Genomic DNA, 25,503 nt, shown 5'->3' on the forward strand with positions numbered 1-25,503 from the left:
GCGACGCACGTGGATGCGGTCGTCGATCAGCGCGGATCGAGGTCGGTCAGCCGGTCGAGCTCGGTGCAGATCGCCTCACGGACCCGATCGTGTTCCGGGCCGGGCAATTGTTCCGGCGCAGACCAGCGGTCGGGCGGATAGAACCAGACCGGTCCGGGTTGGTACTCGGCCGGTTCCCAGTGGTAGCGGGGCCAGAGGTGGGCGTGCAGGAACTCGTCGGTGTTGCCGAGGATCTCCAGGTTCATCCGGCGGAAGTTGCCGACTACCGCACGGCATGCCGTCTCGATCGCGGTGGCGAGCAGATCCATGCTGGTCAGAAACGCCATTCGCTCGGTGCGGTCGAGGTCGGCCAGGGCGCCGATGCCCGGTCGGTCGGTGAGCAATACGCAGTAGCCGGGCAGGAACTGGCTGAAACCGAACGCCGCGAAGCTGCCCGGTAGCCGGCGCAGCACGGTCGGGTTGGTACCGCGCAGAGCAGTGCCGACCGGATCTCGGCGGAAATCGGTGTCTGGTTCGGTCACGACAACCTCCTCTGTAGTGCCCAGCCAGGTGCAGTGCCCAGCCAGGTGCAGTGCCCAGCCAGGATAGCCAGGGCGCCGCGGCACCGATTGGACCGTGACCTGCCAACTCGCTAGAGTGGCGTGGTTGCCTGTGGATGTGTTATGTCCACGATCCGGCACACGAACCCTCAGACGGTGGCAAGGCCGCTGGCAGGCGTGTGTCGGTGGCGGCACGACCATGTCCGCCCGGGTCGGTATCCGGCGGGCGTCAGCGCCAGGTCAGGAGAGAGAGTGATTCAGCAGGAGTCGCGACTGCGGGTCGCCGACAACACCGGGGCGAAGGAGATCCTTTGCATCCGGGTGCTCGGTGGGTCGTCGCGTCGCTACGCCGGGATCGGCGACGTCATCGTCGCCACCGTCAAGGACGCGATCCCCGGCGGCAACGTCAAGCGCGGCGACGTCGTGAAGGCCGTCGTCGTACGCACCAAGAAGGAACGGCGGCGGCCGGACGGGAGCTACATCCGGTTCGACGAGAACGCCGCGGTTCTGATCAAGCCGGACAACGATCCGCGCGGTACCCGCATCTTCGGCCCGGTCGGGCGCGAACTGCGGGAAAAGAAGTTCATGAAGATCGTTTCGCTCGCCCCGGAGGTGCTGTAGCGATGAAGGTGCACAAGGGCGACACGGTGCTCGTCATCTCGGGTAAAGACAAGGGCGCCAAGGGCAAGGTCATCCAGGCCTATCCCAAGGACGAGCGGGTGCTCGTCGAAGGGGTGAACCGGATCAAGAAGCACACTGCGCAGTCGGCGAATCAGCGCGGCGCGTCCTCGGGCGGCATCGTGACCCAGGAGGCCCCGATTCATGTGTCGAACGTGATGGTGGTCGACTCCGACGGCAAGCCGACCCGTGTGGGATACCGCACCGACGAGAACGGCAAGCGGGTCCGCATCTCCCGGCGCAACGGGAAGGACATCTGATGACGACGACCGAGCGTGTGCAGCCGCGACTGAAGCTGCGGTACCGCGAAGAGATCAAGGACGCGCTGAACGGCGAGTTCAGCTACGCCAACGTGATGCAGATCCCGGGCGTGGTGAAGGTCGTGGTGAACATGGGCGTCGGCGACGCCGCCCGTGACGCCAAGCTGATCAACGGTGCGGTGGCCGATCTGGCGCTGATCACCGGGCAGAAGCCGGAGATCCGCAAGGCGCGCAAGTCGATCGCGCAGTTCAAGCTGCGCGAAGGCATGCCGATCGGTGCCCGGGTGACCCTGCGTGGCGACCGGATGTGGGAGTTCCTCGATCGGCTGGTGTCGATCGCGCTGCCGCGTATCCGCGACTTCCGTGGGTTGTCGCCGAAGCAGTTCGACGGCAACGGCAACTACACCTTCGGGCTGAACGAGCAGTCGATGTTCCATGAGATCGACGTGGACAAGATCGATCGTCCGCGCGGCATGGATATCACCATCGTGACCTCCGCCACCAACGACGAGGAAGGCCGTGCACTGCTCCGGCACCTCGGTTTCCCGTTCAAGGAGAACTGACCATATGGCCAAGAAAGCTCTGATCAACAAGGCCGCCAAGAAGCCGAAGTTCGCGGTGCGCGCCTACACCCGGTGCCAGCGTTGCGGCCGGCCGCACGCGGTGTACCGCAAGTTCGGTCTCTGCCGGGTCTGCGTCCGGGAAATGGCGCATCGCGGCGAGCTGCCGGGCGTGCACAAGAGCAGCTGGTAACTGCGCGCAGCTGAACAAAGGCGTGGCCCACCGATGGTGGACCACGCCTTTGCTGTCGGTCGTCCCGACCGTTCAATCGTCTCGATCGTCGATGAGCCGATCGAGCAGACCGACGATCTGCTGCTGCCCCGCTGCCAGGGTGTCGAACTTGGTGCGTACTTCCACGCCGAGCGCCTGTAGTCCCTCGCCGAAACGGGCCTGTTCGGCACGGATATCGGCGATGTCGGCTCGTGTGGCGTTGTGTAGCCGGAGATTGCGCTCGTAATCTGCGCGGACGTCGCTGCGCAGCTCGCGGACGTCGCCGCGTAGGTCGCCGACTTCGCCGCGCAGGCCGTTCACCTCGATCCGCAGTTCGCGGACCTCTGCGCGCCCTTCGCGGAACTCGATGCGGATATCGCGGAACTCGGCTCTGACCTCCGCTATTCGGAGCTTCTTCTTCATGTTCACAGCTTCGGCCTCGAGTGCTTCGACCCGAGCTTCCAGCTCCCCCTCGTCGTTCATGGAACGAGCGTAGCGCCGGGCCCCGACAGGGTGCACCGCAACGATTCAGGGTGATCATTCTGCGGTTCCGCCGCGGATTTGTCCGGATCGGCGCAGGCTGAGGCAACGGTTCGATTCAGGGGGTTGGTTATGGCGCACACCGATCAGTCGACGTCGAACGAGTCGCCGACCGAACTCAAACGGGTACTCGGGCCCGGTTTGCTGCTGTTGTTCATCGTCGGCGACATTCTCGGCGCCGGTGTCTACGCGGTGACCGGGCAGATGATCTCCTACGTCGGCGGCATGGCGTGGTTGCCGTTCGCGCTCGCCTTCATCGTCGCGACGTTGACGGCGTTCTCCTACTTGGAGTTGGTCACCAAGTACCCGCAGGCGGCCGGCGCAGCGCTCTACGCGCACAAGGCATTCGGCATCCACTTCGTCACCTTCCTGGTCGCGTTCGCGGTCATCTGTTCCGGGATCACCAGCGCGGCGACCTCGTCGAATGTCGTCGCCGGGAACCTGCTGGTCGGACTCCACGAGACGTTCGGCGCGGGCGACGGCCTCGGCTGGTTCGAGGTTCCCGAGGGCCGCACGGCGCAGTTGGTGGTCGCCCTGGCCTTCATGGTTCTCCTGGCGCTGGTCAATCTGCGTGGCGTCGGCGAGTCGGTGAAGTTCAACGTGATTCTGACGCTGCTCGAGATGGCCGCGTTGGCGATCGTGATCACCATCGGGTTCGTCGCCGCCGCACGCGGTACCGGTGAGGGCGACGTCGCCAACCTGCTGGTTTTCGAGGATCCCAACGAGAAGGGGTGGTTTCTCGCGGTCACCATCGCGACCACGATCGCCTTCTTCGCCATGGTGGGTTTCGAGGACTCGGTGAACATGGTCGAGGAGACCAAGAACCCGGAAAAGATCTTCCCCAGGATGATGCTGACCGGCCTCGGCATCGCCTGCCTCATCTACATTCTGGTGGTCGTGGCGGTGGTCGCCGTGCTGCCGCTGGACTACAACTCCGGCGACGAGGGCATCCTGCTGCACGTTGTGCGGCTCGGCGCGCCGTCGATTCCGATCGACGAGATATTTCCCTACCTCACGGTGTTCGCAGTGGCGAACACCGCGCTGATCAATATGTTGATGGCCAGTCGACTGCTCTACGGGATGGCCTGTCAAGGGGTGCTGCCCCGGCCGTTGGGTGCGGTGTTGCCCGGTCGCCGCTCGCCGTGGCTGGCCATTCTCTTCTCGACCGCGTTGGCCTTGATCCTCATCCTGGTGGTCAACCAGTTGTCCGGGAACTCGGTGGTCGGTGCGCTGTCCGGAACCACCGGCTTGCTGCTGTTGTGTGTCTTCGCGGTGGTCAACGTCGCGTGCCTGGTGCTCAAGCGCCGCGCGGACAAAGTTTTCTTCCGGGCACCGGTGTGGGTTCCGGTCAGCGGGGCGATCCTCTGCTTGTTCCTGGCCGGCCCCTGGGCGCGAACCTCGACGCAGCTGATCCAGTACAAGATCGCCGGGGCGATGATCGGACTCGGGGTGGTGCTGTGGGCGATCACCTACATATTCCACAAGCGATCCGGGGCCGGAACCGGCTTCAGCGACATCGATCATCTTGCTGCGGACGAGGATCCGGCGAACCGGCGGGATTGACCGGCAGTCGTGCGCCGCCGCTCGACAACAGGGCCGTCGATCCGGCTACCGCAGTCTCGACGATGTCCCGGGGATCGGCACCATCCTCGACCGTCAACGCGCTCAGCTCACGTAGGCCGCCGAACAGCAGGATCGCCGTCCGGCGATCGATCGGCGCGATCCCGGCCCGAGAAAAGCCCGGGCTGGAACTCAGCTCGACGAACATCTCGACGAACGCCATCATTCCCCAACGCTGGACCGTACGGACGTCGCGCTCCAGTCCGGGGAGCTCGCGAATCCAACTCAGCGTGATCGCCGGTCGGGTTGCCAGGTCGTCCACCCACACCTCGATCGCCTGCCGGACCTGAACCTGCCAGTCTGCGTCGGGATCGACTGCGGCCCGGATTCGGGCGACCAACTCCTGATTGCTGACGGTCAGGAGCTCGACGAAGCACTCCTGCTTGCCGGCGAACACGTCGTAGAAGGTGCGTTTGGACGTACGCGCATGGCGCACGATGTCGGCGACGGTGGTGGCGCGATAGCCCCGTTCTCCGATCGAAGCGGCCAAACCGTCGAGCAGCCGAGCTCGGAACGCGCTGCCGACGCCTGCGGTCGGGCCCGCACCCGGCAGCTCGACCGGTGTATCCGCCATGCTGGCCTCCGCGGTCACGCTGTTGCTGGGCAACTCATGGTACTGCGGAGTACCGTAGAGCTACGGAGCGCGGTACGCAGTAGTACCGCTGGTCGGACGGAGTGGTGCGGCATGACCGAAACGGTCGCAGTCGGTGCGCAAGGTGCTACGTCGGGCCCCGGGCGGCGCCCGCCGCGCCCGCCGCTGCCGATGCTCGTGCAGGGGTTCATGTTCGCCGGCTTTCGTCGCCGCACGCTGCGCCGGTTGCGTGATCGATACGGTCCGGTGTACGCGCTGAACCTCCCGGTCTTCGGCTCCACCGTGGTGATGTCCGACCCGGAGCTGGTGCGTGCGGTATTCACCGCCGACGCCGAGGACCTGGTCAACATCCGGCCGAGCTTGAGTCGCCTTTTCGGACCCGGTTCCGTGTTCGCCCTCGACGGACGTGCGCATCGCGAGCGCCGCAAGCTGCTGGGTCCGCCGTTCCACGGTCGTAGCATCAAGAACTACGAGCAGGTCATCGAGGAAGAGACGGTGCGTGAGTCGGCCGGCTGGGTGGACGGGACCGAGCTCCGAACGTTGGAGCCGATGAACCGGATCACGCTGAACGTGATCCTGCGAACCGTGTTCGGGGCCGACGGTGCCGAACTCGACGAGTTGCGTCGGATCATTCCGCCTTGGGTCACGCTCGGTTCACGGGTAGCGACGCTGCCCGAACCACCGTTCCCGACCAGCCGTTTTTCCCCGTGGGGCCGGTTGGCGGAGTTCCGCCAGACCTTCGACCGGGTGGTCGATGCGTTGATCGACAAGGCGCAGGCCGATCCCGAGCTCGACGAGCGCACCGACATCCTCGCCTTGCTGTTACGCAGCCGCTACGACGACGGTTCGACGATGTCGCGCCGGGATGTCGCCGACGAGCTGCTGACCTTGCTCGGCGCCGGGCATGAGACGACGGCGTCGTCCCTGAGTTGGGCATTCGAGCGACTTCGCCGGCACCCCGCAGTTCTTGCCGAACTGGTCGCCGAGGTCGACGCCGGTGGCCGGGACTTCCGGCAGGCGACGATTCTGGAACTGCAGCGGGCGCGGACAGTGATCGACTTCGCCGGTCGCCATGTGGCGGCGACACATTTCGACCTGGGGGAGTGGCGGATTCCGCACGGCAGTTCGATCATCGTCAGCATCGCCGACCTGCACGAGAACGCCGATATCTTTCCGAATCCCGAGCGGTTCGATCCGCATCGGTTCGTCGACAGCAAGCCGCCGACCTTCGCGTGGGTTCCGTTCGGTGGCGGCACCCGCCGCTGCATCGGTGCGGCGTTCGCGAACACCGAGATGGACGTCGTGCTGCGCACCGTTTTGCAGCGCTTCCACCTGGAGACCGATACCGCACCGGACGAGAAGGTGCACAGTCGCGGCGTCGCCTACGTCCCCGGGGACGGCGGGCGGGTAGTGCTGCACCGGCGGAAGGTCTGATCAGCGGCCGAGGATCCCGCCCAGGGCACTGCCGCCGACGCCCGCCTGCTGGCCCGCACCCGCACCGGCGATCAGGCCGCCGGGTGGCTGCTCGGACGGCTGCACGATGACGAAGCCGCGGCCGGAAAACGACAGGGTGAACCGTTCGCCGGTGCTGCGGCCCATGAGCGTCCCCAGATTGAACGAGTCGTTGGCTTTCCGGCCTACCTGCAGGCTGGACGACCACGCCACCGCGGCCTGCGGGTCGGCATAGGTCGGTTGGTCGACGTTCAGCACGACCGGGGCGCCTTCGGTGGTGATCGCGATCCGGCCGCGGCCGGTGAAGACACAGTTGAACAGACCCGCGTTGCCCGCTGCAGCGGCGCCGCGGACCCGGCCGATCTCGTAGGACAGGGTCGGCTCGAAGCAGAGCACGTTGGCGCCGTTGATCGTCAGCCCGTCGCTGCCGTCCAGATCGATCAGATGCACCTCGGCGGCCGCGTTGGCGACGAACAGGTCGCCGTGCCCGCTCACCTTCATCAGCGGCACCCCCTCGCCGGACAGGTGTTGCCGGATGGCGCGGCCGATGCCGCCGGCGCCGAGCGCCTGGAACCGCATCTCGCCCTGGTAGGCGACCATCGAGCCGGCTCGGACGAGGACCTCGCCCTGCAACCCGACGCGGGCCATCTTGCTGCCCTGCTTCTGGATGCCGAGGCCGGCTACTTCTGCGTGGGTCGGGCTGAACAGGTCACTGTGCATCGCACTGGCTCCTCCGGTCGGTGGCGGCGGTGGCGGTACCACCGGGGTGACGCCCGGCGGTGGACCCACCGGCGCTGGTGACGGTTCCGGCTCGGCGTCGACGTCGATGCCGAAAGCGGTGGCGATCCCGGCCAGGCCGTCGTCGAAACCCTGGCCGACCGCGCGCACCTTCCAGGCCGCGTCCCGCCGGTAGATTTCGACGCACACCACCGCCGACTCGCTGGTCAGCCCGGTGATCTCGAAGCTCAGCGGGCCGACCGTGGCGACCAGTGCGCCGGCGTTCGCGAAGGTAGGCGGTCCCGATCCGTCCAGGCTGGCGGTCACCGCGACGGTATCGACGTCGGCCGGGATCGCTCGGGTGTCGATCTCGACGACGTCGCCCTGCCCCCGCCCGTGGTGGTAGGAGACGCCGGGACCGACCGGGTTGTTGAAGAACACGAGATCGGTGTCGGAACGGACCCGCCCGTCCCGACCGAGCAGCAGCGCGGACACATCCAGCGGGGCCGCGCATCGCACACCGACCGTCAGCTGTTCGCTCGGTGCCGGACAGTTCTCCCCACGGGCCAGGCTGCGCACTCCTCCAGTCTGCCAGCCGATCGTGCTCGCCCGGCCGGCCGGCGCGTGCCACGGGCCGGCGCAACGTGCCGTCGTGCAGCTCGGGCGTTCAGGTCCGGCGGCCGTACAACCGCATGGTCAGCGGGGCGAACACGATGACCAGACCGGCGCTCCACCCGAGCACGATCGCCAGCTGATCGAGTTCCAGGGTGTTCTGCATCAGGCCGCGGGTTGCCGTCGCCAGATGGCTGACCGGGTTGACCTCGGCGGCGGTCCGCAACCAGCCCGGCATGGTCTGTGGCTCGACCAGGATATTGCTGGTGAAGGCGAGGGGGAACATGATCAGCATGCTGGTCCCGAGCACCGCCTGCTCGGTGCGCATCAGCATCCCGATCGTGGTCCACACCCAGGACAGGCTGAATGCGAATACCATCACCAGCAGTGCTCCTGCCACGACTCCGAGCAGGCCGCCGTGTGGCCGGAATCCGACGAGCAGCCCGACCGCTACGGTCACCACGAGGGCGATGGTGTACCGGCACAGATCGCCGACCAAGGCGCCGACCATCGGGGCCGCGCGCCAGATCGGCAGCGATCGGAACCGATCGAACACCCCTTTGCTCATGTCCTTGTTCAACGTTATCCCGGCGTACATCGACATCATCACCATCGTCTGGGTGAGGATGCCCGGAAGCAGGTACTGCACGTAGTCGGTCGGCGACCCGGCGATGGCACCGCCGAAGAGGTAGGTGAATACCAGGGTGAAGCTGATCGGAGTCAGAGTGACGTCGAGCAATTGCTCCGGCACGTGTTTGATCTTGAGTAGCGCTCGCCAGGTGAAGGTCAGCGAGGCCGACCACGCGGACGGTGGCCGGGGCCGCGCCTCGTTGTGCCGCAGCACGTCGGCAATCGTCGACGGCGCGATCGGCCGATCCGCGGTCGCGGTCACCGGGTGCTCGGCTCGGTGTCGTCGGCGGTGGGCCGGCCGGTCAACGCCAGGAAGACCTCGTCGAGGCTGGGCCGGCCCAGGGCGAAGCTGGTCACCGCGATCTGGGCGGTATTCAGCGCCGGTAACGCCCGCGCTGCCACGGTCAGATCGTCGAGTCGAGCGGTCATCGCCGCGGGGTCCGATTCGGGCATCACCGGGATGCCCAGCGCCCGCGACAACACGTTCATCGCGGTCTCCCGCTGGTCCGGATCGGCCACGCGGACGTGCAGCGCCCCGGCGCCGACCGATGCCTTGAGCTCCCCGGGCGTCCCCTCGGCGATCACCCGGCCGTGGTCGATCACTGCGATTCGAGCCGCCAGCTGATCCGCTTCGTCCAGATACTGTGTGGTCAGCAGCACGGTCGTGCCGTTGGCGACCAGTGCGCGCACGATCTCCCAGACCTGATTGCGGCTGCGTGGATCCAGTCCGGTCGTCGGTTCGTCCAAAAAGATCAGTTCCGGAGTGACGACGATGCTGGCGGCGATGTCCATTCGCCGGCGCATCCCACCGGAGTAGTTCTTGACGTAGCGGTTGCCGGCGTCGGTCAGGTCGAACGCGGTCAGCAGGTGGGCCGCTCGGGTCCGCGCTGCCGCCCAGGAGTATCCGTTGAGCCGGGCCAGCAGGACCAGGTTCTCGGTTCCGGTCAGGTCCTCGTCCAGCGAGGCGAACTGACCGGTGAGCGCCACCTTCGCCCGAACGGCGGCGGCGTCGACGGCGACGTCGTGGCCGAGGACGCGCGCGTACCCCCCGTCGATCGGCAGCAGGGTTGCCAGCATCCGAATGGTCGTCGTCTTGCCGGCGCCGTTCGGCCCGAGCAGGCCGTACACGCATCCCGCCGGGACCTGGAGATCGACGCCGTCCACCGCGACGTGGCGGCCGAAGCGCTTTACCAGGCCGTTGGTTTCGATGGCGAGCATCCGCCTGCCCTTCAGAACCGGATTCGTGGAACCAGGTAGGTAGCTCTTCGTCGTGGACGTCGGCGACTGTATCGGAGCTGCTTGCCGACCGGTCGGTGTCCGGCCCGGTCGTGATCACAACGTTGGAATTCCGCGCCGGACGATTCGGTCGGCGGACCGAGCCGCGCGCATATTTTCCGACCGGGACCGGTCGTTCGGGATGCGCGCGGGGGCCACGTTCGATAAGCATGGACCCATGACTTCAACGACCGCGCAGGACCGTATCCAGGATCGTCGGGAACTGACCGCCGTGCTCGTTCGAGCGCTGGAGCGCCGGCACGAGGTACTCGACGCGATCGTCGACGCGGCCGACCGGGACGAGGCGACCGCCGCGATCGCGACATTGCTCGACGCCGACCCCGACCACGCCCAGGCGGTGCTCGGCATGACCTTCGGTCGGCTCACCAAGGACGAGCGGCGCAAGACGCAGGCCGAACTGGACGATCTGGATCAGCGCCTGGAGTGGACCGCCCGGGACCGCCCGGCCAGCACCGGACGCACCGTAGAGCTGCGGGTGTTCACCGCCGACGACCGTGACGTGTTCGGCCGGCGGTGCGCCGACCAGTACCCGGACTGGGATGCCGATCGGGTGGCGGCCGAGCGGGCCCAGGTGTTGTCCCGGATCGAGGAAGAGACGGCGGCGTGGTTCGTCGCGGAGGAAACGTCCGGTTCGACAGTCGGGCTGGTCTTCGGTGAGATCGGCAGTGGCGAGGTCGACGTCGCGATCTGGATCGACCCGGAGCGGCGTAAGCAGGGCTTCGGCACCGCGGTGATCAAACACGCTCGCGACGAGTTCGCCCGGGAGTTCCCCGGGACCGTGCTGGTGGTTCGCTCGCCCTCCTGAGCCGGACCGTCGTCGCACCCACGTTCGGGACCGGAGCTTTACCCTGCTCGCATGCCCGGCCATGTGATCGTTTCCGGTGACGACGCGCTGGCGCAGCGGATCGCCGAGGAGTTGCTGGCCAGCGGCACCGAGGTGGTCCGGATCGACGCCAGCGCCGAGCTGAGCGTCGCGGGGATCGCCTCGGCCGGCGCGGTGGTGTGCGCCGGTCCCGACGATGCGGTGAACCTGGAGATCTCGCTGCTCGCCCGGGAACACAACGCCCGGGTACGGGTGGTGTGCCGGCTGGCGAACGAGGTGCTGCGCAAGGCGGTTGCGGCCGGCAACGGGCCGGGGGCGGTGCTCGACGTCGCGGAACTGGTCGCACCGCTGGTGGTCGAGGCCTGCCTGGCGCGGACCGCGCACCCGATCCGGGCGGCCGGGATGCAGTTCGTGGTCGCCGGCGCCGACGCCCCGCGCGCCGCGACGTTGCGCGCGGTCTACGGCGACCTCGCGCCGGTTGCCGTGGTGCAGGGTCCGGGGTCGGCGACACCGGGCGTGGTCACCATCTGCCCGGGTCGGGACCAGCGGGTCCAGCCGGGCGACCGGGTCGCGATGATCGGCGGGCCGGACGAGTTGCGGGCGCGGGGCATCGCGGTCGACCCGGCGCCGCGGCCGGGCGGCGCGGCTCGCGCACCGCTGCGCCGGCGGCTGTCGGACGGACTGCGCGGGATCAAAGCCGACATCAACCCGACCTTCTACAAGGCGATGGCGGTGTCGCTGGCCCTGCTGATCTTCGCGACGGTGCTGTTGCGGGTCGCGTACCACAAGCCGGGGATGAGCATCGTCGATGCGTTGTACTTCTCCACCGAGACCATCGCGACGGTCGGCTACGGCGACTTCAGCTTTGCCGATCAACCCACCTGGCTGCGGCTGTTCTCGATCGGGCTGATGTTTGCCGGGGTGACGACGACCGCGGTGTTGATGGCGTTCGTCGCCGACCTGCTGCTGTCCCGCCGACTGGCGGAATCGGCGGCGCGACGGCAGGTGCGGTACCTGTCCGGCCATGTGATCGTGGTCGGCCTGGGTTCGTTCGGGATTCGGGTGATCGCCGATCTACGCGCGGCCGGTCACCAGGTGGTGGCCGTCGAGCGCGACCCCGACAACCGGTTCCGGTCGTCGGCCGCCGAGCTCGGCGTTCCGGTGATCGTCGGCGACGCGACCTTGCGCCGCACCCTGGACGACGCTCGGGTCGGCAGCGCGAGCGCAGTGGCGGTGCTGACCCAGCACGACATGGTGAACATCGAGATCGGCATCGTGCTGCGCGAAACGCTGGGGGCGCGCTGGGCCCGGTCGGCCGAATCTCCCGGTGTGCCGGTGGTGCTGCGGATCTTCGATCGGACCCTGGGCGCGGCGGTCGCGGCGCGGTTCGGCTTCGAGAACGTGCGATCCACCGTGGAGCTGGCCGCGCCCTGGTTCATCGGTGCGGCGCTCGGGCTGCAGGTATTCGGCACCTTCTCGGTCGGGCAGCGCTCCTTCATGGTGGGCGGGGTGCGGGTCGAGCCGGGCAGCGAGCTGGCCGGAATCCGAATGCTCGACCTGGCCACCCGCACCCGGGTGATCGCGATCGCCCGGAGCGACGGCGCCATCGATCTCCATCCGCGGCGGGATACCGCGCTCGCGGCCGGGGACACCGCCTACCTGGTCGGGCCGTACCGCGAACTGCTCGCGACGTTGCGACAAGGGCAGGCGCCGGCCGCGGTCGAGCGCGGTACCTGACAGCGATACACGATCCGGCGCCACAGCTCCGGTAGATCCAGGACGGATCGTGATCCGTGCGGACCGTAGCCGGTGGATTCGTTCGTTCGGCCGAGTGGGCGATTTGGCCGATCCGATGCCGATGCCTAGACTATGGCGGTTGCCCGAGGGTCTGCTGTGCTTGCAGTTCTGCATGCCCGGGTGACGCGAACTCATGCCGTCCGGCGTCAGCCGGGCGGACCAGCCGAATTGCTGTAGGCCCACCATCGCTGCCGTCGAGGCGGGGTGCTGCATGGGAACCGCGGCGAGAAAGGTGTCGAGGTCGACCTATGACCATGACCGATCCGATTGCGGACTTCTTGACTCGTCTGCGCAACGCCAACTCGGCGTACCACGACGAGGTGAAGCTGCCGCACAGCAAGCTGAAGGCGAATATCGCCGAGATCCTCAAGCGCGAGGGCTACATCGCCAGCTACCGCACCGAGGATGCCGAAGTCGGCAAGACTCTCATCGTCGATCTGAAGTACGGCCCCAGCCGCGAGCGCAGCCTCGCCGGCGTCCGCCGGGTGTCCAAGCCCGGCCTGCGGGTGTACGCGAAGTCGACCAACCTTCCCAAGGTCCTGGGTGGCCTGGGCGTGGCGATCATCTCCACGTCCCAGGGCCTGCTCACCGACCGGCAGGCCAAGCAGAAGGGCGTAGGCGGGGAAGTCCTCGCCTACGTCTGGTGAGGGAGGACCGACATGTCGCGCATCGGTAAGAAACCGATCACCGTTCCGGCTGGCGTCGACGTTGCCATCGACGGGCAGGACATCACCGTGAAGGGCCCCAAGGGCACTCTCGGGCTGACCGTCGCCGAGCCGATCACGATCGCCCGGGACGAGGACGGCACGCTGGTCGTGTCCCGGCCGGACGACGAGCGGCGCAACCGCTCGCTGCACGGGCTCACCCGGACTCTGGTGCAGAACCAGATCATCGGGGTCACCGAGGGCTACACCACCAAGATGGAGATCTACGGCGTCGGCTACCGCGTCGCGCTCAAGGGGCAAAACCTCGAGTTCGCGCTCGGCTACAGCCACCCGGTCCCGATCGAGGCGCCCGAAGGCATCACTTTCCAGGTCGAGTCGCCGACCAAGTTCTCCGTCTCCGGCATCGACAAGCAGCAGGTCGGGCAGATTTCGGCGAACATCCGCCGGCTGCGCCGCCCGGACCCGTACAAGGGCAAGGGCGTGCGGTACGCGGGCGAGCAGATCCGCCGCAAGGTCGGAAAGACGGGTAAGTAGGCCATGGCTGAGAAATCGACTCGGACCGAGAATCAGAAGGCCAAGCGGATTCCGCTGGGCACCGACGCCTCCACCGCCCGCCGGCGCGCCAAGACGCGTCGGCACCTGCGGCTGCGCAAGAAGGTGTCCGGCACCGCGCAGCGGCCCCGCCTGGTGGTGAACCGCTCGGCGCGGCACATCCACGTGCAGCTGATCGACGACCTGGCCGGGCACACCCTGGCGGCCGCCTCCACGATCGAGGCCGACCTGCGCGGCGCGGACGGCGACAAGAAGTCGCTGAGCGCCAAGGTGGGCACCCGGATCGCCGAGCGGGCCAAGGCCGCCGGGGTGGACACCGTGGTGTTCGACCACGGCGGGCACGGCTATCACGGCCGAATCGCCGCGTTGGCCGATGCCGCTCGCGAAGGTGGGCTGAAGTTCTGATGAGTGCAGCCCGCGGAGCGAAAATTCAATACAGGGTCAGCTTCAACGGAAGGAACGTTTGATGCCGGGACGTCAACGGCGTGACGGCGGCAACGGACCCGCCGGAGCGAATGGACAGAGCAACGACGGCCGCGGCGGTCGCGACGGGCGTAACAACGACCGGCGCGATTCGCGTGGTGGTGGTCGCGACCAGGAGAAGAACCAGCTGGAGCGGGTCGTCGCGATCAACCGCGTCTCCAAGGTGGTCAAGGGCGGTCGGCGATTCAGCTTCACCGCCCTGGTGATCGTCGGCGACGGCAACGGGATGGTCGGGGTCGGCTACGGCAAGGCCAAGGAAGTTCCGGCGGCCATCCAGAAGGGTGTGGAAGAGGCGCGCAAGGCGTTCTTCCGGGTGCCGATGATCGGCTCCACCATCACCCACCCGGTGCAGGGCGAGGCAGCGGCCGGTGTGGTCATGCTGCGTCCGGCGTCGCCGGGTACCGGCGTGATCGCCGGTGGTGCCGCCCGCGCGGTGCTGGAATGCGCCGGGATCCACGACATCCTGGCCAAGTCGCTGGGCAGCGACAACGCGATCAACGTGGTGCACGCCACGGTCGCCGCGCTGAAGATGCTGCAGCGGCCGGAAGAGGTCGCGGCCCGCCGCGGCCTGCCGATCGAGGACGTGGCTCCGGCCGCGATGCTGCGTGCCCGGGCCGACAGCGCCTACGCACGGAACGGAGTCTGATCATGGCGCAACTCAAGGTGACCCAGATCAAGAGCACCATCGGTGCCAAGCAGAATCAGCGCGCGAGCCTGCGCACGCTCGGCTTGCGCAAGATCCGGCAGTCGGTGGTCCGGGAGGACACTGCGGACAATCGTGGTCTGATCAACGCGGTCCGCCACCTCGTCACGGTCGAGCCGGTCCAGACGAAGGAAGCCGCACAATGACGATCAAGCTGCATCACCTGCGCCCGGCTCCGGGCGCGAAGACCGAGAAGACTCGCGTCGGTCGCGGTGAGGGGTCCAAGGGCAAGACCGCGGGTCGCGGCACCAAGGGCACCAAGGCGCGCAAGAACGTGCCGGCCGCCTTCGAGGGTGGGCAGATGCCGCTGCACATGCGGCTGCCCAAGCTGAAGGGCTTCAACAACCGGTTCCGCACCGAGTACCAGGTGGTCAACGTCGGTGCGATCGCCGAGCTGTTCCCGGAGGGGGGCACGATCGGCGTTGCCGATCTGGTCGCCAAGGGTGCAGTGCGCAAGAACCAGCTGGTGAAGGTGCTCGGTGAAGGCAAGATCGGGGTCGCTGTACAGGTGACCGCGGACAAGTTCTCCGGCTCGGCCAAGGAGAAGATTGCCGCTGCCGGTGGGACCGTCACGCTCACCTCGGCCGAAACCTCGAAGTCGGCCTGACTCGATCGGCTGTGCCGGGCATCACGGGTTGCCCGGCACGGTCGGCTCGAGCGCCGCTGTTAAAGTGCTGAAGTTGTTCGCCGTACGTACCGCTGAACCGCGGGTGGGGGTTATGACCGCGTCCGCCCGTCAGGAGGATTAGTGCTTTCCGCCTTCGTGTCGGCCCTGCGGACCCCCGATCTGCGGCGGAAGATCCTCATCGCCCTCGGGCTGATCGCGCTGTATCGGATGGGCGCCACGCTGCCCTCGCCGGGTGTCGACTACGGAAACGTCAAATACTGCATCGATCAGGTCTCCGGTGGCGACTCGGCCGGTATCTACCAGCTGATCAACCTGTTCTCCGGCGGCGCGCTGCTGCAGTTGTCGGTGTTCGCGATCGGCATCATGCCGTACATCACCGCGAGCATCATCGTGCAGCTGCTCACCGTGGTGATTCCACGGTTCGAGGAGCTGCGTAAAGAAGGCCAATCCGGCCAGACCAAGATGACGCAGTACACCCGCTACCTGTCGGTGGCGCTGTCGGTGTTGCAGGCGACCGGTCTGGTCGCGCTGGCGTCCCGTGGTCAGCTGCTACGCGGCTGCGACCGCGACATCATCGCCGACAACAGCGTGTTCGGCATGGTGATCATCGTGCTGGTGATGACCGCCGGCGCCGCATTGGTGATGTGGTTCGGCGAGCTGATCACCGAGCGCGGCGTCGGCAACGGCATGTCGCTGCTGATCTTCGCCGGTATCGCGGCACGCATCCCCGGCGAAGGTAAGGCGATCCTGGACAGTCGGGGCCCGCTGGTGTTCGCCATGGTCTGCGGCGCCGCGTTCCTGATCGTCGTCTTCGTGGTGTTCGTCGAGCAAGGTCAGCGCCGCATTCCGGTGCAATATGCCAAGCGGGTCGTCGGCCGCAAGATGTACGGCGGCTCGTCGACCTACCTGCCGCTGAAGGTGAACCAAGCCGGCGTCATCCCGGTCATCTTCGCGTCCTCGCTGCTGTACCTGCCCAATCTGATCGTCCAACTGACGTCGTCCAGCAACGCCGTGGACCCCAGCTGGTGGCAGAAGATCGTCCAGCAGTACCTGGTGAACCCTGGTAATCCGGTCTACATCGCGATCTACTTCGGGCTCATCGTCTTCTTCACCTACTTCTACGTCGCGATCTCGTTCAACCCTGAAGAACGAGCCGACGAGATGAAGAAATACGGCGGGTTCATCCCCGGCTACCGGCCGGGTCGACCCACTGCCGACTATCTGAGTTACGTATTGAGCCGGATCACCCTGCCCGGCTCGATCTATCTCGGTGCGGTGGCCGTCCTGCCCAACCTGTTCCTCGACCTCGGTGCCTCCGGTGGAGCGCAAAATCTGCCGTTCGGTGGTACCGCGGTCTTGATCATGGTGAGCGTCGGCCTCGATACGGTGAAGGCGATCGAGAGCCAATTGATGAACCGAAACTACGAAGGGTTCTTGAAATGAGGATCGTCCTCCTCGGACCGCCCGGTGCCGGCAAGGGGACCCAGGCTGTTCTGCTCGCCGAGCGGCTGGGGGTGCCGCACATCTCGACCGGCGATCTGTTCCGGGCGAACATTTCGCAGCAGACCGACCTGGGTGTCGAAGCGCAGAAGTACACCGATGCCGGCGACCTGGTACCCAGTGAGCTGACCAATCGGATGGTCGAGGCGCGGGTGAACGAGACGGATGCGGGCGACGGGTTCGTGCTCGACGGTTACCCGCGCACCGTGGATCAGGCCGAAGCGCTGGAGCGGATGCTCGCCGAGGACCTGAACGCGAAACTCGATGTCGTGCTCTGCTTCGTCGTCGCCGAAGAGGTGGTGGTGCAGCGGATGCTGAGTCGTGGCCGGGTCGACGACAACGAAGAGGTCATCCGGAACCGGCTCAAGGTGTACCGCGACGAGACCGAGCCGCTGCTCGATCATTACGACGGCCTGGTGGTCACGGTCGACGGGGTCGGCTCGGTCGACGAGGTCAGCGAGCGCGCGATGCGGGCGCTCGGACGCTGACCGGGCGAAAGGCGATGCGAACCATGCAGGCGTTCCGGCGGCGACGCAAGGTAGTGCCGTTTCGGACCGCCGGTGAGCTCGACGCGATGGCCGCCGCCGGGGCGATCGTCGGGCGGGCGCTGGTCGCCACCCGAGAGCTGGCCCGGCCCGGAATGTCGACGCTCGACTTGGATCGGATCGCCGAGCAGGTGATCCGGGATGCCGGGGCGGTGCCGTCGTTCAAGGGATACCACGGGTTTCCCGCGTCGATCTGCGCCTCGGTGAACGACCGGGTGGTACACGGCATCCCGACCGCAGCCGAGGTGCTGCAGGAAGGGGATCTGCTCTCGGTGGATTGCGGCGCCATCCTCGACGGTTGGCACGGCGATTCGGCGTGGACCTTCGGGATCGGTGCGATCACCGAAGCGGACACCCTGCTCAGCGCGGCCACCCGGGGCTCGATGGAGTCCGGTATTGCAGCGATGGTGCCGGGGAACCGGCTCGGCGACGTGTCGCACGCGATCGAGCAGGGCACCCGTGCGGCGGAACGCGAGCACGGTCGTAGTTACGGGATCGTGGAGGGCTACGGCGGGCACGGGATCGGCCGGGAGATGCATCTGGAGCCGTACCTGGCCAACGAAGGTGCGCCCGGCCGTGGGCAGCAGTTGGTGGTGGGCTCGGTGCTGGCGATCGAGCCGATGCTGACCCACGGCTCCACGAAGACCGAGATTCTCGCCGACGAATGGACGGTCGTCACCGCGGACGGTAGCCGGGCCGCGCATTGGGAACACACCGTGGCGGTGACCGCCGACGGGCCGCGGATACTCACCGCCCGGCCGGCGGATTGAGCGCTCGCTATCGGAGCTTGGCGTAGCGGGACAGACCGGCGGTGAAGTCGTCGGCGATCGTTGCCGCCAGTTCCAGGTAGGCGCGCCGGGTCCGCGGATGCATCGCCACCGGATCGATGCCGTCGCCGACGCACAGGTGCCAGTCGAACGGGATCACGTGCACCGCGCGACAGCGGCCGAGGAAGTAGCGCCGTAGTTGCTCGATATGGATGTTCGGGTTACCCGGGCGAGCCGAGCTGATCACCACCACGGCATGTCGGATCAGGTGCGCGTAGCCGTGCAGCTCCAACCAATCCAGGGTGGCTGCCGCGCTGCGGGCACCGTCGAGGGCCGGCGACGACACCAGCACCAGCGTGTGCGATACCCCGAGCGTGCCGCGCATCGCGGAGTGCATCAGGCCGGTCCCGCAGTCGGTCAGGATGATGTTGTAGAACCGCTGCAGCAGCCCGATCACATCGCGATATTCGGTCTCGTCGAACGCTTCGGAGATGGCCGGGTCGCGTTCGCCGCCGAGCACTTCCAGGCCGGTCGCCGCCTGCGCGGTGTAGGCCCGGACCTGGGAATAGTACTGGTAAGGCCCGCCGCGGAGCAGGTCGCGGACGGTCGATCCGGTGCGGGCCGGAATCCGCTGGGTCAGCGTGCCCAGATCGGGGTTGGCGTCCACCGCGATCACCCGGTCGTCGCGCTCGGCGGCGAACGCCGACCCCAGCCCGACCGTCGTCGTGGTCTTGCCGACCCCACCCTTGAGCGAGAGCACCGCGATCCGATAGTCGCTGCCGAGCGGTTGCCGGATCCGGTCCAGCAAGGACTCGTGATAGAGATCGTCGGTCGATCGGCCTGGGTCGATCGCGCCCGCGGACATGTGATGCACCGCCCGCCGCCACCCGGTGTACGGCGGTCGCCGGGCGACGTGGGGGGTATGCACCGGGTCCGGGGTGGTCCCCGGGACAGGCATAGCGGCGGGTTCGCCGACAGGCTGCGGGTGGGCGATCGTGGGTATCCTGGTCGGGATCATCGGATCGGTCGCCATCCGCTCCAGCGATCCGGTCGACTCGTCCCGGCGGATCTTCTCGATGAACGCCGGAGCCGGCTGCCGCGGCGGTATCGACGGAGCCGGCTGCCGCGGCGGTACCGATATGCCGCTCCGATCGCGGTCCATCCAACCCCCTCAGCGCCCGCGCAGGACTTGACCGGTCAGTCTAGCCGGAGGCCGCGCCGATCGGTTGTGCTCAGGCCTCCAGCACGAGGGTGACCGGCCCGTCGTTGATCAGCTGCACCCGCATGTGCGCGCCGAAGCTCCCGGTGGCCACCGTTGCACCGAGGTCGCGCAGCGCGGCGACGAAGGCAGCGAGGAGCGGTTCGGCAACCGAGCCCGGAGCGGCGTCCTGCCAGGACGGTCGTCGACCCTTGCGGGTGTCGGCATACAAGGTGAACTGGCTGACTACCAGGATCGGGGCATCGAGGTCGGCCGCCGACCGCTCGCCGTCCAGGATGCGCATGGTCCACAACTTGCGGGCGAGCCGCGCGGCGATCGCGGCATCGTCGCTGTGGGTGACGCCGACGAGGGCGAGCAGGCCCTGCCCGGCCGGATCGATCCGGCCGACCGTCACGCCGGCTACCTCGACCGATGCGCTGCTGACTCGTTGGACCACAATCCGCATTCGGCACACTCTGCCGGATCTGCGGCGTGAGTTGGTCCGCAGCGGTATCGGAGAGTAAAGTAGGGTGGCGGTGCGTTCGGCGTGCCGGTTGTCGGCGTGCCTGCGAGTGCGCGCCGGTCTCATCCAGGCAGTAAGGCAAGTATCAAACCAGGTCGGTGACGACCGGGATCGCGGAGGATATGGCGAAGAAGGACGGGGCCATCGAGGTCGAGGGCCGAGTGGTCGAACCCCTGCCGAATGCGATGTTCCGCATCGAGCTGGAGAACGGACACAAGGTGTTAGCGCACATCAGCGGCAAGATGCGTCAGCACTACATCCGTATCCTTCCCGAAGACCGGGTGGTCGTGGAGCTGTCGCCGTACGACCTGTCCCGTGGCCGGATCGTCTACCGCTACAAGTAGGCCCTCGGGAGCTGTGCCCCGAGACCCAGAAGATCAACAGCGTGGACCGCGCCTGGCGTGGGCCGCATCGACACCCGAGCCCTCCTGAAGGGGGGCTCCGCCCCGGGAGGGCTCGTGAAGGTCAACCCATCGGTCAAGCCGATCTGTGAGAAGTGCAAGGTGATCCGCCGCAACGGGCGGGTCATGGTGATCTGCGAGAACCTGCGGCACAAGCAGCGGCAGGGCTGATCGCGCCCGCCGTGCGGGTGCGAACGAGACACGACAACTGAATCGCTCGGCCGGACCGAGCAGAAAACCTCCTGAGACCAGCCGGGTGATTCGCACCCGACACACCCCCGGACCGGAGGCCGGGGCCCCACACGGGGGACGGGCCAGGAGCAGACCTCCGACAACCGATAAGGACATCGCCAGATGGCACGTCTCATGGGTGTCGATCTTCCGCGCGAAAAGCGCATGGAGATCGCGCTGACCTATATCTACGGCATCGGCCGTACCCGGGCTACCGAGATCCTCGGCGCCACCGGCGTGAGCCCGGATCTGCGCTCCAAGGATCTTTCCGACGACGATCTGACCAAGCTTCGCGACTACATCGAGGGCTCGGATCTCAAGGTCGAGGGTGACCTGCGTCGCGAGGTGCAGGCGGACATCCGCCGCAAGATCGAGATCGGCTGCTACCAGGGTCTGCGGCATCGTCGCGGGCTGCCGGTGCGCGGCCAGCGCACGAAGACCAACGCGCGTACCCGCAAGGGCCCCAAGCGCACCGTCGCCGGAAAGAAGAAGTAACCCATGCCGCCGAAGTCGCGGGCCTCGGGCCCGAAGAAGTCCGTCAAGTCGCGTCGCCGGGACAAGAAGAACGTTCCGCACGGCAACGCGCACATCAAGAGCACGTTCAACAACACGATCGTGTCGATCACCGATCCGGCCGGCAACGTCATCTCCTGGGCGTCGTCGGGCCACGTCGGTTTCAAGGGGTCGCGCAAGTCGACCCCGTTCGCCGCGCAGCTCGCCGCCGAGAACGCCGCGCGCAAGGCGCAGGAGCACGGGGTGAAGAAGGTCGACGTGTTCGTCAAGGGCCCGGGCTCCGGCCGGGAAACCGCGATCCGGTCGCTGCAGGCCGCCGGCCTCGAGGTCGGCACGATCTCCGATGTCACGCCCCAGCCGCACAACGGCTGCCGTCCGCCGAAGCGGCGCCGGGTCTAGGGGAGGGAAGAGAAGACATGGCTCGTTACACCGGACCCATCACCCGCAAGTCGCGGCGGCTGCGCGTCGACCTGGTCGGCGGCGACTCCGCCTTCGAGCGGCGCCCCTACCCCCCCGGTCAGCATGGCCGGGCGCGGATCAAGGAGAGCGAATACCTGCTGCAGCTGCAGGAGAAGCAGAAGGCTCGCTTCACCTACGGCGTCATGGAGAAGCAGTTCAGCCGGTACTACCAGGAGGCGAACCGGCAGAAGGGCAAGACCGGCGAGAACCTGCTGCGGCTGCTCGAGTCGCGGCTGGACAACGTCGTCTACCGGGCCGGTCTGGCCCGGACCCGGCGACAGGCCCGCCAGCTGGTCAGCCACGGCCACTTCACCGTGAACGGGGTGAAGGTGGACGTGCCCAGCTATCGGGTTTCCCAGTACGACATCGTCGATGTCCGGGACAAGTCGCTGGCCACGCTGCCGTTCCAGATCGCCCGGGAGACCCAGGGCGACCGGCCGGTGCCGGGCTGGTTGCAGGTCGTGCCGGGCCGGCTGCGGATCCTGGTGCACCAGCTGCCGGAACGGGCGCAGATCGACGTGCCGCTGCAGGAGCAGCTGATCGTGGAGTACTACAGCAAGTAGTCCGCCCTCGGGGCGTCGTCCCGAGTAGCCCCGAAGACGTCAAATAGTGGGCGTCGAAAGGAAGTAGAAACACATGCTGATTTCTCAGCGGCCGACCCTCGGCGAAGAGGTGCTGGCGGAGAATCGTTCGAAGTTCACCATCGAGCCGTTGGAGCCGGGCTTCGGTTACACGCTCGGCAATTCGCTGCGGCGGACCTTGTTGTCGTCCATTCCGGGCGCGGCGGTCACCAGCATCCGGATCGACGGGGTCTTGCACGAGTTCACCACCGTGCCGGGGGTCAAGGAGGATGTCACCGACATCATCCTGAACCTGAAGAGCCTGGTCGTGAGCTCGGACGAGGACGAGCCGGTGACCATGTACGTCCGTAAGCAGGGGCCGGGTTCGGTCACCGCGGGCGACATCGTGCCGCCGGCCGGGGTCACCGTGCACAATCCCGGCCTGCACATCGCGACCCTGAACGACAAGGGCAAGCTGGAGATCGAGCTCGTCGTCGAGCGCGGTCGTGGCTACGTGCCGGCGGTGCAGAACAAGGCGTCCGGCGCCGAGATCGGTCGGATTCCGGTGGATTCGATCTACTCGCCGGTGCTGAAGGTGACCTACAAGGTGGAGGCCACCCGTGTCGAGCAGCGGACCGACTTCGACCGGCTGATCCTCGATGTCGAAACCAAGAATTCGATCACCGCGCGGGACGCGCTGGCCTCGGCCGGCAAGACCCTGGTGGAGCTGTTCGGGCTGGCCCGGGAGCTGAACATCGAAGCCGAGGGAATCGAGATCGGGCCGTCGCCGGCCGAGGCAGACCACATCGCCGCGTTCGCGCTGCCGATCGAGGATCTCGACCTCACCGTGCGGTCGTACAACTGCCTCAAGCGGGAAGGTGTGCACACCGTCGGCGAGCTGGTCGGTCGCACCGAGTCGGACCTGTTGGACATCCGCAACTTCGGCCAGAAATCGATCGACGAGGTCAAGGTCAAATTGCATTCGCTGGGCCTGTCGCTGAAGGACAGCCCGGCGTCGTTCGATCCGTCGTTCGTGGTCGGCTACGACTCGGCCACCGGCACCTGGAACGACGATGCCGCGGGGTCGTTCGGCGACTCCGACAACAACGACCAGGATTTCGCCGAGACCGAGCAGCTCTAGTCCCGTCGCAACCGGAAAACATGGAGTAGGAACAATGCCCAAGCCCAAGAAGGGGGCCCGTCTCGGCGGGTCGGCGTCGCACCAGAAGGCGATTCTCGCCAACCTGGCGACGGCGCTGTTCTCCCACGAGCGCATCACGACCACCGAGACCAAGGCGAAGATCCTGCGTCCGTACGCGGAGAAGCTGGTCACCCACGCCAAGGCGGGCACCCTCGCGCATCGGCGTGAGGTGCTCAAGGTGATCCGGGACAAGGACGTGGTGCACAAGCTGTTCGCCGAGATCGGGCCCGGCTTCGCCGATCGGCAGGGCGGGTACACCCGAATCCTCAAGACGGTCCCGCGCAAGGGCGACAACGCCCCGATGGCGATCATCGAGCTGGTGCAGGAGCCGACGGTCTCCAGCGACGCGAGCCGGGCCACCCGCGCCGCAGCGTCGAAGCGGAAGGCGGCCGAGCAGCAGCCGGTGGATCCGCCGCAGGCGGACGAGGCTGCGGTGCCGGAGCGGGCTACCGAGGCGGATGCCCCGGCCGGTGATCCCGCCGACAAGTAGGCCGGCACCCACCTTGTCGCCGTCGCCCAGCGGTTACCCCCGCCGGGCGGCGGCGTCGGTGTCGGTGCGGCCGGCAGCATGACCCGGTTACGGTTCGACATCGCCTACGACGGCACCGACTTCCGGGGCTGGGCAACCCAGCCCGGGTTGCGCACGGTGCAGGGCGTGTTGGAGCAGAACCTGAGTCTGGTACTGCGCGAGCCGGTGCAGCTGACCGTCGCCGGGCGCACCGACGCCGGAGTGCATGCCGAGGGTCAGGTGGCCCATGCCGAGGTCGCAGCGTTCGACGACCCGGCCGGTCTGCTCCGCCGACTGTCCCGATTGCTGCCCGGCGATGTCCGGGTCACGGCGATCACGTTCGCGCCGGCGGAGTTCGACGCCCGCTTCTCCGCGCTGCGCCGGCACTACGTCTACCGGCTGACCACCGCCGTCCACGGCGCCGACCCGTTCGAGCGCCGGCACGTGGTCGGCGTTCGGCCCGGCCCGGACCTGGCCGCGATGCGCGCCGCGTCGACCGGACTGCTGGGCCTGCACGACTTCGCCGCGTTCTGTCGGCACCGCGAGGGCGCCAGCACGGTCCGCGAGCTCCAACGCTTCGACTGGCGAGCCGACGGCGCCCGGCTGACCGCCGCAGTATCCGCCGATGCGTTCTGTTGGTCGATGGTGCGCAGCCTGGTCGGCGCGGTACTCGCCGTCGGGTACGGCCGGCGCACCCCGGATTGGCCGGCCGGCCTGTTGACCGAGCGCAGCCGATCCAGTGCGGTGACCGTCGCCGCCGCGCACGGGCTCAGTCTGGTCGGGGTGGATTACCCCGAGCCGGCGGAGCTGGCCGCTCGCAACCGCACCACCCGCGCCGTGCGGGTGGCGGCCGCCGACGGCTGCTGCGGGACCTGAGTTTCGGTCGAGTTCCGGGTCAGCGGAAGGCGATCATCGCCGTGTCGCGGTCGGCGACCGCCGCGATACACACCCGCAGGGCCCAATGCGCGGTCGCCGGGGTATGCCCGGGTGGGACGGTCCGGACGCCGTAGGCGACGGTGACCCGCTCGGCATCGGCCAGGTGCACCATGAACATCCGGCAGGCCTCGCCCACATCCTCGAAGTGCCACTGGCACCGGTGCACCGACGCATCGACGAACGGCCGCTGCAGCAGGTATCCCGCCTGGGTCGGGAGCTGCGCCAGCAACTCCTGATGGGTCGGGACGAGCCCGATGAACGGCGCGTACCGCATCGGCTCCGGTGCGGTATCCGGTTCCGGCCGGTGCGTTATGTCGTGGGAAACCGCCTCGGCCAGTCGATAACAGGTCAACGTGTAGGCCAGGGCCGCCGGATCGAATCCGATCGGGTCGGCGACCGCCAGGCCACGGCGTCCGAGCATCGCCGCGTGCGGGTAGCCGGTGACCGATCCGGGGTTGCGGTCGGCCCACCATTCGACGGTCGGTCCGGCGAGCCGGCACAGCCGTGCCCACACCTGCGGCGGCAGGGCCAGGCGACAGTTGGCCCGCAGCCGTGCCGGAGCGAGGCCGGTGGGCGAGGGCCCGGTCCGCGCGGGCCCGGCCGGACGTAACCGGGGCCGGGTCTGACAGCGGGTCGACGACAGACCCGGAGACGGGACGACCGGTGGTGTTCGGGTGCTCATCGCGGCCTCCTCGGGCGGATACGAGCAAAATGTGACTGTTATCACTGTCGAACATGGTCGATCCGCTGTCAGATTTTCGACGTCCAGTTCCGCGTAAGTTCCGGGTCGTGCCGGGTTTGGT

34 protein-coding genes are annotated in these 25,503 nt (G+C 67.6%); 25 read left to right on the forward strand and 9 right to left on the reverse strand.

What is annotated here, in order from left to right:
* Positions 1-26: 26 nt before the first annotated feature.
* Positions 27-521, reverse strand: coding sequence for an HIT family protein (locus KV203_RS04015; protein ID WP_066468668.1), 495 nt, complete (start codon positions 519-521; stop codon positions 27-29).
* 270 nt (positions 522-791) lie between these two features.
* Here KV203_RS04015 and rplN point away from each other — a divergent pair, with 270 nt between their 5' ends.
* The 4 genes from rplN to KV203_RS04035 are packed head-to-tail and all read left to right on the forward strand — an operon-like array spanning position 792 to position 2,230.
* A complete protein-coding gene (gene rplN, locus KV203_RS04020; RefSeq protein WP_066468667.1) occupies positions 792-1,160 on the forward strand; it encodes a 50S ribosomal protein L14 in 369 nt (122 codons plus the stop codon).
* Between the two features lie 2 nt (positions 1,161-1,162).
* Complete coding sequence (rplX, locus tag KV203_RS04025; RefSeq protein WP_066468666.1) at positions 1,163-1,477, forward strand: 50S ribosomal protein L24; 315 nt, start codon at positions 1,163-1,165, stop codon at positions 1,475-1,477.
* Positions 1,477-2,040: a 50S ribosomal protein L5 gene (gene rplE, locus KV203_RS04030; protein ID WP_066468665.1), complete on the forward strand. Its 564-nt coding sequence runs from the start codon at positions 1,477-1,479 to the stop codon at positions 2,038-2,040. Before rplX ends, rplE begins: the two co-directional genes overlap by 1 nt.
* Positions 2,041-2,044: 4 nt before the next feature.
* Entirely contained in the window at positions 2,045-2,230 is a 186-nt protein-coding gene (locus KV203_RS04035; protein ID WP_066468664.1) for a type Z 30S ribosomal protein S14, read from the forward strand.
* A gap of 72 nt (positions 2,231-2,302) precedes the next feature.
* Here KV203_RS04035 and KV203_RS04040 read toward each other — a convergent pair whose 3' ends face one another.
* Positions 2,303-2,731 carry a hypothetical protein gene (locus KV203_RS04040; protein ID WP_066468663.1) on the reverse strand — a complete coding sequence of 143 codons (429 nt, stop codon included), beginning with the start codon at positions 2,729-2,731 and terminating at the stop codon, positions 2,303-2,305.
* A 129-nt stretch (positions 2,732-2,860) separates the two neighbouring features.
* On the opposite strand from KV203_RS04040, the gene KV203_RS04045 reads away from it, so the two are divergent.
* Positions 2,861-4,351, forward strand: coding sequence for an APC family permease (locus tag KV203_RS04045; protein WP_066468662.1), 1,491 nt, complete (start codon positions 2,861-2,863; stop codon positions 4,349-4,351).
* On the opposite strand, the gene KV203_RS04050 is transcribed toward KV203_RS04045, so the two are convergent.
* Positions 4,296-4,982 (reverse strand): TetR/AcrR family transcriptional regulator, encoded by a 687-nt coding sequence (locus KV203_RS04050; RefSeq protein WP_083529925.1) that lies wholly within the window; start codon positions 4,980-4,982, stop codon positions 4,296-4,298. The two genes, KV203_RS04045 and KV203_RS04050, sit on opposite strands and share 56 nt — an antisense overlap.
* 111 nt (positions 4,983-5,093) lie before the next feature.
* On the opposite strand from KV203_RS04050, the gene KV203_RS04055 reads away from it, so the two are divergent.
* A complete protein-coding gene (locus KV203_RS04055) occupies positions 5,094-6,434 on the forward strand; it encodes a cytochrome P450 (protein ID WP_066468660.1) in 1,341 nt (446 codons plus the stop codon).
* Here the strand turns inward: KV203_RS04055 and KV203_RS04060 are convergent, their stop codons facing one another.
* From KV203_RS04060 to KV203_RS04070, 3 genes are all read right to left on the reverse strand, one after another.
* Positions 6,435-7,748 (reverse strand): AIM24 family protein, encoded by a 1,314-nt coding sequence (locus KV203_RS04060; RefSeq protein WP_066468658.1) that lies wholly within the window; start codon positions 7,746-7,748, stop codon positions 6,435-6,437.
* Between the two features lie 88 nt (positions 7,749-7,836).
* Complete coding sequence (locus KV203_RS04065; RefSeq protein ID WP_066468657.1) at positions 7,837-8,673, reverse strand: ABC transporter permease; 837 nt, start codon at positions 8,671-8,673, stop codon at positions 7,837-7,839.
* Complete coding sequence (locus KV203_RS04070; RefSeq protein ID WP_066468656.1) at positions 8,670-9,629, reverse strand: ATP-binding cassette domain-containing protein; 960 nt, start codon at positions 9,627-9,629, stop codon at positions 8,670-8,672. Before KV203_RS04070 ends, KV203_RS04065 begins: the two co-directional genes overlap by 4 nt.
* Before the next feature lie 235 nt (positions 9,630-9,864).
* On the opposite strand from KV203_RS04070, the gene KV203_RS04075 reads away from it, so the two are divergent.
* The 11 genes from KV203_RS04075 (at position 9,865) to map (ending at position 18,173) form a co-directional block, all read left to right on the forward strand.
* The gene (locus KV203_RS04075; RefSeq protein ID WP_066468655.1) at positions 9,865-10,512 is read left to right on the forward strand and encodes a GNAT family N-acetyltransferase; all 648 of its coding nucleotides are present in this window, start codon (positions 9,865-9,867) and stop codon (positions 10,510-10,512) included.
* Positions 10,513-10,563: 51 nt separating this feature from the next.
* A complete protein-coding gene (locus tag KV203_RS04080; protein ID WP_066468654.1) occupies positions 10,564-12,267 on the forward strand; it encodes an NAD-binding protein in 1,704 nt (567 codons plus the stop codon).
* Between the two features lie 308 nt (positions 12,268-12,575).
* The gene (gene rpsH, locus KV203_RS04085) at positions 12,576-12,974 is read left to right on the forward strand and encodes a 30S ribosomal protein S8 (RefSeq protein ID WP_066468652.1); all 399 of its coding nucleotides are present in this window, start codon (positions 12,576-12,578) and stop codon (positions 12,972-12,974) included.
* Positions 12,975-12,986: 12 nt separating this feature from the next.
* Positions 12,987-13,526 carry a 50S ribosomal protein L6 gene (rplF, locus tag KV203_RS04090; protein WP_066468650.1) on the forward strand — a complete coding sequence of 180 codons (540 nt, stop codon included), beginning with the start codon at positions 12,987-12,989 and terminating at the stop codon, positions 13,524-13,526.
* 3 nt (positions 13,527-13,529) lie between these two features.
* Entirely contained in the window at positions 13,530-13,949 is a 420-nt protein-coding gene (rplR, locus tag KV203_RS04095; RefSeq protein WP_083529909.1) for a 50S ribosomal protein L18, read from the forward strand.
* A 61-nt stretch (positions 13,950-14,010) separates the two neighbouring features.
* Positions 14,011-14,673, forward strand: a complete 663-nt coding sequence (rpsE, locus tag KV203_RS04100) for a 30S ribosomal protein S5 (protein ID WP_066468649.1) — start codon at positions 14,011-14,013, stop codon at positions 14,671-14,673.
* Positions 14,674-14,675: 2 nt separating this feature from the next.
* Entirely contained in the window at positions 14,676-14,876 is a 201-nt protein-coding gene (gene rpmD, locus KV203_RS04105) for a 50S ribosomal protein L30 (protein WP_066468647.1), read from the forward strand.
* Complete coding sequence (rplO, locus tag KV203_RS04110; protein ID WP_066468645.1) at positions 14,873-15,337, forward strand: 50S ribosomal protein L15; 465 nt, start codon at positions 14,873-14,875, stop codon at positions 15,335-15,337. Before rpmD ends, rplO begins: the two co-directional genes overlap by 4 nt.
* Positions 15,338-15,478: 141 nt before the next feature.
* A complete protein-coding gene (gene secY / locus KV203_RS04115) occupies positions 15,479-16,801 on the forward strand; it encodes a preprotein translocase subunit SecY (RefSeq protein ID WP_066468643.1) in 1,323 nt (440 codons plus the stop codon).
* Positions 16,798-17,346: an adenylate kinase gene (locus KV203_RS04120; RefSeq protein ID WP_066468641.1), complete on the forward strand. Its 549-nt coding sequence runs from the start codon at positions 16,798-16,800 to the stop codon at positions 17,344-17,346. The genes secY and KV203_RS04120 overlap by 4 nt, the downstream gene beginning before the upstream one ends.
* A 23-nt stretch (positions 17,347-17,369) precedes the next feature.
* Positions 17,370-18,173, forward strand: a complete 804-nt coding sequence (gene map / locus KV203_RS04125) for a type I methionyl aminopeptidase (RefSeq protein ID WP_066468801.1) — start codon at positions 17,370-17,372, stop codon at positions 18,171-18,173.
* A 7-nt stretch (positions 18,174-18,180) separates the two neighbouring features.
* Here map and KV203_RS04130 read toward each other — a convergent pair whose 3' ends face one another.
* Both KV203_RS04130 and dtd read right to left on the reverse strand, forming a co-directional pair.
* Positions 18,181-19,332 carry a MinD/ParA family ATP-binding protein gene (locus KV203_RS04130; protein WP_066468639.1) on the reverse strand — a complete coding sequence of 384 codons (1,152 nt, stop codon included), beginning with the start codon at positions 19,330-19,332 and terminating at the stop codon, positions 18,181-18,183.
* Between the two features lie 70 nt (positions 19,333-19,402).
* Positions 19,403-19,834, reverse strand: coding sequence for a D-aminoacyl-tRNA deacylase (gene dtd, locus KV203_RS04135; RefSeq protein WP_066468637.1), 432 nt, complete (start codon positions 19,832-19,834; stop codon positions 19,403-19,405).
* A 179-nt stretch (positions 19,835-20,013) separates the two neighbouring features.
* Between dtd and infA the strand changes: the two genes are divergently transcribed.
* From infA to truA, 8 genes are all read left to right on the forward strand, one after another.
* Positions 20,014-20,235, forward strand: coding sequence for a translation initiation factor IF-1 (gene infA / locus KV203_RS04140; protein ID WP_003418601.1), 222 nt, complete (start codon positions 20,014-20,016; stop codon positions 20,233-20,235).
* Between the two features lie 114 nt (positions 20,236-20,349).
* A complete protein-coding gene (gene rpmJ / locus KV203_RS04145) occupies positions 20,350-20,463 on the forward strand; it encodes a 50S ribosomal protein L36 (RefSeq protein ID WP_024332746.1) in 114 nt (37 codons plus the stop codon).
* A 183-nt stretch (positions 20,464-20,646) separates the two neighbouring features.
* Positions 20,647-21,018: a 30S ribosomal protein S13 gene (gene rpsM / locus KV203_RS04150; RefSeq protein ID WP_066468635.1), complete on the forward strand. Its 372-nt coding sequence runs from the start codon at positions 20,647-20,649 to the stop codon at positions 21,016-21,018.
* A gap of 3 nt (positions 21,019-21,021) precedes the next feature.
* Positions 21,022-21,435 (forward strand): 30S ribosomal protein S11, encoded by a 414-nt coding sequence (rpsK, locus tag KV203_RS04155; protein ID WP_066468634.1) that lies wholly within the window; start codon positions 21,022-21,024, stop codon positions 21,433-21,435.
* Between the two features lie 17 nt (positions 21,436-21,452).
* Complete coding sequence (gene rpsD, locus KV203_RS04160) at positions 21,453-22,058, forward strand: 30S ribosomal protein S4 (protein WP_066468633.1); 606 nt, start codon at positions 21,453-21,455, stop codon at positions 22,056-22,058.
* Positions 22,059-22,131: 73 nt separating this feature from the next.
* Positions 22,132-23,196: a DNA-directed RNA polymerase subunit alpha gene (locus tag KV203_RS04165; RefSeq protein WP_066468632.1), complete on the forward strand. Its 1,065-nt coding sequence runs from the start codon at positions 22,132-22,134 to the stop codon at positions 23,194-23,196.
* 34 nt (positions 23,197-23,230) lie between these two features.
* On the forward strand, positions 23,231-23,746 hold the full coding sequence (gene rplQ, locus KV203_RS04170) for a 50S ribosomal protein L17 (protein WP_066468630.1): 516 nt from the start codon (positions 23,231-23,233) through the stop codon (positions 23,744-23,746).
* A 78-nt stretch (positions 23,747-23,824) separates the two neighbouring features.
* Positions 23,825-24,640, forward strand: a complete 816-nt coding sequence (gene truA / locus KV203_RS04175; RefSeq protein ID WP_066468628.1) for a tRNA pseudouridine(38-40) synthase TruA — start codon at positions 23,825-23,827, stop codon at positions 24,638-24,640.
* A 19-nt stretch (positions 24,641-24,659) separates the two neighbouring features.
* On the opposite strand, the gene KV203_RS04180 is transcribed toward truA, so the two are convergent.
* A complete protein-coding gene (locus KV203_RS04180) occupies positions 24,660-25,382 on the reverse strand; it encodes a hypothetical protein (protein WP_157079736.1) in 723 nt (240 codons plus the stop codon).
* Between the last annotated feature and the right edge of the window lie 121 nt (positions 25,383-25,503).

The organism is Skermania piniformis (assembly GCF_019285775.1).
GTDB lineage: Bacteria > Actinomycetota > Actinomycetes > Mycobacteriales > Mycobacteriaceae > Skermania > Skermania pinensis.

What these genes read in the sequence shown, in the direction of transcription:
- KV203_RS04045 (WP_066468662.1), top strand. Translation starts at nt 2,861, where the DNA reads ATGGCGCACACCGATCAGTCGACGTCGAACGAGTCGCCGACCGAACTC.
- KV203_RS04040 (WP_066468663.1), bottom strand. Translation starts at nt 2,731, where the DNA reads ATGAACGACGAGGGGGAGCTGGAAGCTCGGGTCGAAGCACTCGAGGCC.
- rpmD (WP_066468647.1), top strand. Translation starts at nt 14,676, where the DNA reads ATGGCGCAACTCAAGGTGACCCAGATCAAGAGCACCATCGGTGCCAAG.
- KV203_RS04165 (WP_066468632.1), top strand. Translation starts at nt 22,132, where the DNA reads ATGCTGATTTCTCAGCGGCCGACCCTCGGCGAAGAGGTGCTGGCGGAG.
- KV203_RS04180 (WP_157079736.1), bottom strand. Translation starts at nt 25,382, where the DNA reads ATGAGCACCCGAACACCACCGGTCGTCCCGTCTCCGGGTCTGTCGTCG.
- KV203_RS04055 (WP_066468660.1), top strand. Translation starts at nt 5,094, where the DNA reads ATGACCGAAACGGTCGCAGTCGGTGCGCAAGGTGCTACGTCGGGCCCC.
- KV203_RS04080 (WP_066468654.1), top strand. Translation starts at nt 10,564, where the DNA reads ATGCCCGGCCATGTGATCGTTTCCGGTGACGACGCGCTGGCGCAGCGG.
- rplF (WP_066468650.1), top strand. Translation starts at nt 12,987, where the DNA reads ATGTCGCGCATCGGTAAGAAACCGATCACCGTTCCGGCTGGCGTCGAC.
- KV203_RS04130 (WP_066468639.1), bottom strand. Translation starts at nt 19,332, where the DNA reads ATGGACCGCGATCGGAGCGGCATATCGGTACCGCCGCGGCAGCCGGCT.
- rpsK (WP_066468634.1), top strand. Translation starts at nt 21,022, where the DNA reads ATGCCGCCGAAGTCGCGGGCCTCGGGCCCGAAGAAGTCCGTCAAGTCG.
- rplR (WP_083529909.1), top strand. Translation starts at nt 13,530, where the DNA reads ATGGCTGAGAAATCGACTCGGACCGAGAATCAGAAGGCCAAGCGGATT.
- infA (WP_003418601.1), top strand. Translation starts at nt 20,014, where the DNA reads ATGGCGAAGAAGGACGGGGCCATCGAGGTCGAGGGCCGAGTGGTCGAA.
- KV203_RS04050 (WP_083529925.1), bottom strand. Translation starts at nt 4,982, where the DNA reads ATGGCGGATACACCGGTCGAGCTGCCGGGTGCGGGCCCGACCGCAGGC.
- rplX (WP_066468666.1), top strand. Translation starts at nt 1,163, where the DNA reads ATGAAGGTGCACAAGGGCGACACGGTGCTCGTCATCTCGGGTAAAGAC.
- KV203_RS04035 (WP_066468664.1), top strand. Translation starts at nt 2,045, where the DNA reads ATGGCCAAGAAAGCTCTGATCAACAAGGCCGCCAAGAAGCCGAAGTTC.
- KV203_RS04070 (WP_066468656.1), bottom strand. Translation starts at nt 9,629, where the DNA reads ATGCTCGCCATCGAAACCAACGGCCTGGTAAAGCGCTTCGGCCGCCAC.
- rplQ (WP_066468630.1), top strand. Translation starts at nt 23,231, where the DNA reads ATGCCCAAGCCCAAGAAGGGGGCCCGTCTCGGCGGGTCGGCGTCGCAC.
- KV203_RS04075 (WP_066468655.1), top strand. Translation starts at nt 9,865, where the DNA reads ATGACTTCAACGACCGCGCAGGACCGTATCCAGGATCGTCGGGAACTG.
- rpsD (WP_066468633.1), top strand. Translation starts at nt 21,453, where the DNA reads ATGGCTCGTTACACCGGACCCATCACCCGCAAGTCGCGGCGGCTGCGC.
- map (WP_066468801.1), top strand. Translation starts at nt 17,370, where the DNA reads ATGCAGGCGTTCCGGCGGCGACGCAAGGTAGTGCCGTTTCGGACCGCC.
- rpsH (WP_066468652.1), top strand. Translation starts at nt 12,576, where the DNA reads ATGACCATGACCGATCCGATTGCGGACTTCTTGACTCGTCTGCGCAAC.
- dtd (WP_066468637.1), bottom strand. Translation starts at nt 19,834, where the DNA reads ATGCGGATTGTGGTCCAACGAGTCAGCAGCGCATCGGTCGAGGTAGCC.
- rpsE (WP_066468649.1), top strand. Translation starts at nt 14,011, where the DNA reads ATGCCGGGACGTCAACGGCGTGACGGCGGCAACGGACCCGCCGGAGCG.
- KV203_RS04120 (WP_066468641.1), top strand. Translation starts at nt 16,798, where the DNA reads ATGAGGATCGTCCTCCTCGGACCGCCCGGTGCCGGCAAGGGGACCCAG.
- rpsM (WP_066468635.1), top strand. Translation starts at nt 20,647, where the DNA reads ATGGCACGTCTCATGGGTGTCGATCTTCCGCGCGAAAAGCGCATGGAG.
- rplE (WP_066468665.1), top strand. Translation starts at nt 1,477, where the DNA reads ATGACGACGACCGAGCGTGTGCAGCCGCGACTGAAGCTGCGGTACCGC.
- truA (WP_066468628.1), top strand. Translation starts at nt 23,825, where the DNA reads ATGACCCGGTTACGGTTCGACATCGCCTACGACGGCACCGACTTCCGG.
- rplO (WP_066468645.1), top strand. Translation starts at nt 14,873, where the DNA reads ATGACGATCAAGCTGCATCACCTGCGCCCGGCTCCGGGCGCGAAGACC.